Annotated in this window: 7 protein-coding genes; 4 read left to right on the forward strand and 3 right to left on the reverse strand. The window is 71.5% G+C overall.

Annotated elements, in window-relative coordinates; genetic code table 11:
- Positions 1 to 12: 12 nt before the first annotated feature.
- Positions 13 to 480: an ATP-binding protein gene (locus ABD329_RS33550; protein WP_198280428.1), complete on the reverse strand. Its 468-nt coding sequence runs from the start codon at positions 478 to 480 to the stop codon at positions 13 to 15.
- A 225-nt stretch (positions 481 to 705) separates the two neighbouring features.
- Here ABD329_RS33550 and ABD329_RS33555 point away from each other — a divergent pair, with 225 nt between their 5' ends.
- From ABD329_RS33555 to ABD329_RS33565, 3 genes are read left to right on the forward strand one after another with little or no spacing between them, the layout of a single operon-like run.
- On the forward strand, positions 706 to 1,563 hold the full coding sequence (locus ABD329_RS33555) for a Scr1 family TA system antitoxin-like transcriptional regulator (protein WP_198280429.1): 858 nt from the start codon (positions 706 to 708) through the stop codon (positions 1,561 to 1,563).
- Between the two features lie 2 nt (positions 1,564 to 1,565).
- Entirely contained in the window at positions 1,566 to 1,862 is a 297-nt protein-coding gene (locus ABD329_RS33560) for a DUF397 domain-containing protein (RefSeq protein ID WP_198280430.1), read from the forward strand.
- Complete coding sequence (locus tag ABD329_RS33565) at positions 1,859 to 2,677, forward strand: SAM-dependent methyltransferase (protein WP_198280431.1); 819 nt, start codon at positions 1,859 to 1,861, stop codon at positions 2,675 to 2,677. Before ABD329_RS33560 ends, ABD329_RS33565 begins: the two co-directional genes overlap by 4 nt.
- Positions 2,678 to 2,854: 177 nt before the next feature.
- Here the strand turns inward: ABD329_RS33565 and ABD329_RS33570 are convergent, their stop codons facing one another.
- Positions 2,855 to 4,267 carry a sensor histidine kinase gene (locus ABD329_RS33570; protein WP_198276132.1) on the reverse strand — a complete coding sequence of 471 codons (1,413 nt, stop codon included), beginning with the start codon at positions 4,265 to 4,267 and terminating at the stop codon, positions 2,855 to 2,857.
- On the reverse strand, positions 4,267 to 4,971 hold the full coding sequence (locus ABD329_RS33575; protein ID WP_198276133.1) for a response regulator transcription factor: 705 nt from the start codon (positions 4,969 to 4,971) through the stop codon (positions 4,267 to 4,269). The genes ABD329_RS33570 and ABD329_RS33575 overlap by 1 nt, the downstream gene beginning before the upstream one ends.
- Before the next feature lie 175 nt (positions 4,972 to 5,146).
- Between ABD329_RS33575 and ABD329_RS33580 the strand changes: the two genes are divergently transcribed.
- The gene (locus tag ABD329_RS33580) at positions 5,147 to 6,409 is read left to right on the forward strand and encodes a glycosyltransferase family 4 protein (RefSeq protein WP_198276134.1); all 1,263 of its coding nucleotides are present in this window, start codon (positions 5,147 to 5,149) and stop codon (positions 6,407 to 6,409) included.
- The last annotated feature ends 74 nt before the right edge of the window (positions 6,410 to 6,483 follow it).

A 6,483-nucleotide genomic window follows, 5' to 3' on the forward strand; every position in this document is an offset into this window, starting at 1 on the left:
CCGGTCCCGGCGTCAGCGGCCGGCGGTCACGCTCATCTGGGCCCAGACCACCCGCCCGCCGTTCACGCCCGGCCGGTCCCCCCACGCGTCGGCCAGGGCGCGGACCAGCGCGAGTCCGCGTCCGCACTCATCCTCCAGACCGGCCTCCCGGGGCGTGGGGACGGCCGGTCCGCCGCCCTGGTCGGCGACCTCGACATAGAGCATCCGCCGCTCATGGGCGCGCAGCACACAGAGGATCTGCTCGCTCCCGGTGTGCACCAGGGCATTGGTGAACAGCTCGGACATCACCAGTTCCGCGGCCTCGCAGACATCCTCCGCAAAGCCCCACTCCGGCGCCCGGGACCGCACCCGGTGCCGGGCGACCGCGACCGAGGCGCCTCTGGCGGGCAGCTGGAACCTCTCCTGACGGAGGGCGGAGTCAACGCTCCCGGAGCTCGGGTGGTGGGCCATCGTCGAGCGCTGACGCAATGCCACGGCCATGTGCCTTCCGTCCGTCCTACCTGTGGGGGCGTGAATGCCGTACGTGAATGCCGCAAGTGCGCGACACAGCAGCCACGTTGGACTGGTCACACCCGTCACTATCGTTGCTGCGAGCATCAGTTGGCAAGGCGCGATCTGCAAAATGCAGAATAGCCAGAGCACTCTGTTGTCCCCACCTCGTACGTGGCACACTGATCCTGACAAGACCGTCCCAGGAGGTACGACGTGGGTGAAGCGCGATCTGCCCCGACCGTCGGGCAGATGGTCCTCGGCATGCGGCTGCGGGACCTTCGCGAAAAAGCCGGCGTCAGTTACGACGTGGCCGCCAGGGCGCTGCACGTCAACCAGACCACCGTGCGCAGGATGGAGAAGGCCGAAGTCGGCCTGAAACTCCCCTATGTCGAGAAGCTGCTCCAGACCTACGGCGCCGAGCAGCAGGAGATCGACGCCTTCCTCGCACTCGCCGAGGAGGCCAACCGGCCCGGCTGGTGGCACCGGTTCCGCGATGTGCTGCCGGACTGGTTCAGCCTCTATGTGAGCCTCGAGGGCGCGGCCAGCCGGATCCGCGCCTATGAGCCGCACTTCATACCCGGACTGCTGCAAACCGAGGACTACGCCCGCGCGCTGCTCTCCATCGGCTTCCCGCACGGGTCCGCCCAGGAGCTCGAGCGCCGCGTGGCACTGCGGATGGAGCGCCAGGAGCTGCTCAGCCGCCCGGACGCACCGCATCTGTGGGTCGTGATGGACGAGACGGTGCTCCGTCTGTCCATCGGCGGTCCCACGGTGATGCGCGCCCAGGTCGACCGTCTGATCGAAGCGGTGCAAAGACCGAACATCACCCTTCAGGTGGTGCCGTTCTCCGCCGGCCCTCACCCGGGCATGGGCGGACCCTTCCAGCTCTTCCGGTTCCAGATCCCGGAACTGCCGGACATCGTCTATGCCGAGGGCCTGACCGGCGCCGGCTATCTCGACCAACGTTCCGATGTGGTCGCTTATCTGGAGGCCCTGGACCGCATGGGCACCCAGGCCACACCGGCGCGGCGGACGGAGAACTTTCTCCGTGGGATTCGCAAGGAGCTCTGACTGTGGATCAGGTACATGTGTACAACGGCATGCCCGCCAAACATCTGGGAACCGAAGGCTGGGCCAAGCCCTGGAGCGGCCCCAACGGCGGTGCCTGCGTGGAGGTCATGCGGCTGAACGACGGGCGGGTGGCCCTGCGCCAGTCGACCGATCCGGACGGCCCCGCCCTGATCTACACCCACCACGAAATCGAGAAGTTCATCCAGGGCGCCAAGGCCGGCGCCGCGGACTTCCTGCTCACACGCCCAGAAAACCTGACCACCTCGGCGGGTTCCGCACCGGAACGGAGGGCCGCGTGACCGACAACGGGCTCGCCCCTGACCAGATCGACACCACCAAGCCGCACCCGGCTCGGATGTACGACTTCTACCTCAACGGCAAGGACCACTACGAGGTCGACGCGGAGGCCGCCGGGCGGGTGCTGGAGGTCTATCCGACCGTCCGGCTCAACGCCACCGTCAACCGTGCCTTCATCCACCGCGCCACCCGCTGGCTGGCCCGCGAGGCCGGGGTCCGGCAGTTCCTGGACATAGGCACCGGCATACCCACCGAGCCCAACCTCCACCAGGTGGCCCAGGCGGTCGCCCCGGAGGCCCGGGTGGTCTACACCGACTACGACCCCATCGTGCTGGCCTACGCCCAGGCGCTGCTCGTCGGCACCCCCGAGGGCCGTACGGCCTATGTGCAGTCGGATGTGCGCGATCCCCAGCGGATCATGAGCGCCCCCGAGCTGCATGAGACGCTGGACCTGGACCAGCCGGTGGCGATCTCCGTGAACGCCCTCTTCCACTTCATTCCGGAGGAGGACAAGCCGTACGAGATCATCCGCGAGCTGATGGCGCCGCTGGTCCCGGGCAGCTATCTGATGCTGACCCACTCCACGCATGACTTCTCCGAGGAGACCTGGCGGAACGTCATCCAGGTCTACAAGGAGAGCGGGATCTCCTTCACCACCCGCTCCCAGAGCGAGGTCGGGGCCTTCTTCGACGGTCTGGAGCTGGTCGACCCGGGTGTGTCGGAGCCCCACCACTGGAATCCGGAACCCGGGGACCGGCCGGATGACATCCGCAGCGCGGACATCAACATGTGGGCGGGAGTGGCCCGCAAGCCGTAACGCCTGCGGCAAGCCGCTCCCCACCCCGCCCCTTCCCGAATCTGGGACCCCGCCCCAGCCCCCGGCGCGCCGACCGCGGTCAGCCCGCCGGTGCGGGTGTCCACGGCGGGGACGGTCGACTGGTCGGCCGCCGGGGTCGAAGCCCTTGCCGCGCGGCGGAGGCTTCGCGGCGCGGTGTCACGGCGCCGCGGTGGTGTCGGCGACCGTGAAGCCCAGTATCGCGCCCCCACCCGGTCGCGGCCGCGCGAACACCGTGCCGCCGTGTGCCAGGGCGACCTCGCGCACGATGGCCAGGCCCAGCCCCGACCCGGGCAGACTGCGGGCGCCGGGCGCGCGGTAGAAGCGGTCGAAGACCCGCTCGCGGTCCTCCTCGGCGATGCCCGGCCCCCGGTCGAGTACCTCCACCCGGCGGCCGCTGATCACCACCTCGACGGGCTCCGTGCCGCCCTGGTCGAACTTGGCCGCGTTCTCCACCAGATTGGAGACCGCACGCTGAAGGGTGGCCGGGTGGCCCGTCAGCCGGTTGTCGCCCTCGGCCCGTACGGTGATCTCCCGGCCGGTCCGGCGCCGGGCGAGGGTCACGGCGGTGGTGGCCACCTCCGCCAGCGAGACCTCGGTACGGGGTTCGTCGTCCCGCTGCCCGGCCGCCAGGTCCACCAGCTCGTTGACGAGATCGGTCAGCTCCCGGGTCTCCCCCGCCAGATCGGCCAGCAGATCCTCGCGCGCGGGCCCCGGCAGTTCCTCGAAGCGGCGCAGCAGGGAGATGTTGGTGCGCAGCGAGGTGAGCGGGGTGCGCAGCTCGTGCCCGGCGTCCTGGACCAGCCGCCGCTGGTCGTCCTTGGAGCGCGCGAGCTGTCCGAGCATGCCGTCGAAGGCCCGCCCGAGGCGGCCCACCTCGTCGTCCCCGGCGACCGGCACCGCGACCTCCATCCGGCCGGTGGCGGCCACGCTCTCGGCGACCCTGGTCAGCCGCACCAGCCGCCGGGTGATCCGCCCGGCCAGCCACCAGCCGGCCAGCCCGGCGGCCAGGATGACGGCGACCACGAACAGCGCGGTGCGCTTCTGGAGCTCGCGCAGCAGATCCTCGGTGTCGCTGATCTGCTGGGCCACCTGGATCGCCCCGGTGCCGTCGCCCACGGCGACCGTGGCCACCCGGTACTGCTCCCCGCCGATGCCGATCTCGCGCCGTAGGACGGTGCCCGGGGTGCGGGAGGCGGCGGTCGTCCGGTCGTCGTCGATCACCGGCAGCGGGGGCTTGCCCGCATCGTAGACCGTGCCCCGGCCGTTGATCACCTGGACGTCCATCCGGCTGATCCGGCGCAGATCGTCCCGCAGGTCGTACGGGACGGGCCCGACGGCCTCCGAGGGGTACTGCCGCAGGATCACCTTCTCGCCGCGGACCTCGTCGCGCAGATCGCGGATGACGTCGTCGAACGCCGACTGCTGGTCCACCCGCACCAGCCCGGCCGCCGCGTCGTAGCTGAGCCCGCCGACCAGGAGGGTGACCACGGTGGCCGCCGCCGAGAACGACAGCGCGAAGGTGGTCCGCAGACTGGGCCGGCCACGGCGGAGCGGGGGGAGCCGCACCATCACTCCTCCCGCAGGCTGTATCCGACCCCGCGCACCGTGTGGATCAGCGGGGCGCGCCCCTCCGGATCGACCTTGCGGCGCAGATAGCCGATGTAGACGGCGAGGTTCTTCGAGCCGGGGCCGAAGTCGTAGCCCCAGATGCGGGCGTAGATCGTGGTGTGGTCCAGGACGATGCCCGCGTTGCGGGCCAGCAGCTCCAGCAGGTCGAATTCGGTGCGGGTGAGCTCCAGCTCCGTACCGCCGCGCCAGACCCGCCGGGCCGAGGAGTCCAGCCGCAGATCGGCGACCTCCAGCACCCCGTCGATGGCGGTGTCCTCCGGCGCGGCCGGTTCGGCGGGGGCGGCGCGGCGCAGCAGCGCGCGCAGCCGGGCGAAGACCTCCTCGATCTCGAAGGGCTTGGCCACGTAGTCGTCCGCGCCGGCGTCCAGCCCCTCGATCCGGTCGGCGGTCTCGACCCGCGCGGTGAGCATGAGGATGGGGGTGCGGTCGCCCTCGGCGCGCAGCACCCGGCACACCTGGAGCCCGTCCACGCCCGGCATCATCACGTCCAGCACGACCACGTCCGGGCGCTCGCGGTGGATGGCCGCCAGCGCCTCTATCCCGTCGGGCACGGCGGTGACGCGGTACCCCTCCAGGGTCAGGGCGCGTTCCAGGGCCTGGCGGATGGCACGGTCGTCCTCGGCGAGCAGCACGGTGTTGGTCACACCCCGAGTCTGCCAAGGCCACAGCGGTGCCCGCGGCGGGCGGGGGTCCTGAGCGGGGCTTCTTACCCCGCTCTCACCTTCTTCACGCGGTGGGCTTACCGGGCCTCGACAAGGTGTCGAGCAGCTTCCGGGGGAAACTCGCCCCGGAGACGCACCCGGCCGGAGAAAATACCGCATGAAGATCGCATTCCTGCTGCACAACGCCTACGGGATCGGCGGAACGATCCGGACGACCATGAACCTCGCGACGGCGCTCGCCGACCGCCACGAGGTCGAGATCGTCTCGATGATGCGGCACCGCGAGACGCCGCGTTTCGCCCTCGACCCGCGGGTGCGGCTGGTCCCCCTGGTGGACACGCGTCCGGAGGGCGCGGACGCGAAGGACCCGCTGTTCTTCGAGGCCAGCCGGGACTTTCCGGCCGGCGAGAAGCGGATCAAGCAGTACAACCGGCTGGTGGACACGCGGGCCGCGGAGTATCTGCGCGGCTGCGACGCCGATGTGATCATCGGCACCCGGCCGGGGGTGAACGTCTACGTCTCCCGCTTCGCCCCGCGCCGCGCGCTGCGCATCGCCCAGGAGCATCTGCGGTACGAGGCGCACAGCAAGAAGCTGCGGGCGGAGCTGGCCCCGTTCTACCGGGCGCTGGACGCCGTGGTCACCACGACGGAGGCGGACGCCGCGGTCTACCGCGGGAAGATGCCGATGCCGGGGGTGCGGACCCTGGCGATACCCAACAGCGTCCCCGAGCCCGATGTCGCCCCCTCCGAGGGCACCGAGCCGGTGATCGCGGCGGCCGGGCGGCTGGTCCGCGGCAAGCGCTTCGACCTGCTGATCGACGCCTTCGCGGAGATCTCGGCGAAGTTCCCGGCCTGGCGGCTGCGGATCTACGGCGGGGGCGCGGAGAAGGAGCGGCTCGCGGAGCGCATCGAGCGGCTGGGCCTGTCCGGGAGCGCGGAGCTGATGGGGTCCCGCTCCCCCATCGAGGCGGAGTTCGCCAAGGCGTCGCTGGTCGCGGTCGCCTCGGACGCCGAGTCGTTCGGGATGACGATCGTGGAGGCCATGCGCTGCGGGGTGCCGGTGGTGAGCACCGACTGCCCGCTCGGTCCCGCCGAGATCATCAAGGACGGGGTCACCGGGCGGCTCGTCCCCACCGGGGACAAGCACGCGCTGGCGAGCGCCCTGATGGAGCTGATGGGCGATGCCCCGGCCCGGCGGGCGATGGGCGCGGCGGCCCTGGAGAGCTCCCGGATCTATGACCCGGAGCCGATCGCCCGGCGCTATGACCAGCTCTTCGAGGAGCTGCGCGCGAGCCGGTTCGCCCGCCTCTGGGAGCGCTACCGGACCGCCGCCCGCGCCCGGCTGCGGCGGCTGGCCCGCCGCTTCGGCCTCGCGCCCGGCCGCCGCACCCCGGCGGCGGGCCGCAAGGCGAACGCGTGACCCGACGCGGGACCGCGGCGCGGGGGGGCTCCGCCCCCACGCCCCCCACACGGGCGCCCGCCCCCGCCCCGCCC

It is taken from the genome of Streptomyces javensis, from assembly GCF_039525925.1.
GTDB lineage: Bacteria > Actinomycetota > Actinomycetes > Streptomycetales > Streptomycetaceae > Streptomyces > Streptomyces asiaticus.

Coding starts and splice junctions, on each gene's coding strand:
- ABD329_RS33550 (WP_198280428.1), bottom strand. CDS start 480: ATGGCCGTGGCATTGCGTCAGCGCTCGACGATGGCCCACCACCCGAGC.
- ABD329_RS33570 (WP_198276132.1), bottom strand. CDS start 4,267: ATGGTGCGGCTCCCCCCGCTCCGCCGTGGCCGGCCCAGTCTGCGGACC.
- ABD329_RS33580 (WP_198276134.1), top strand. CDS start 5,147: ATGAAGATCGCATTCCTGCTGCACAACGCCTACGGGATCGGCGGAACG.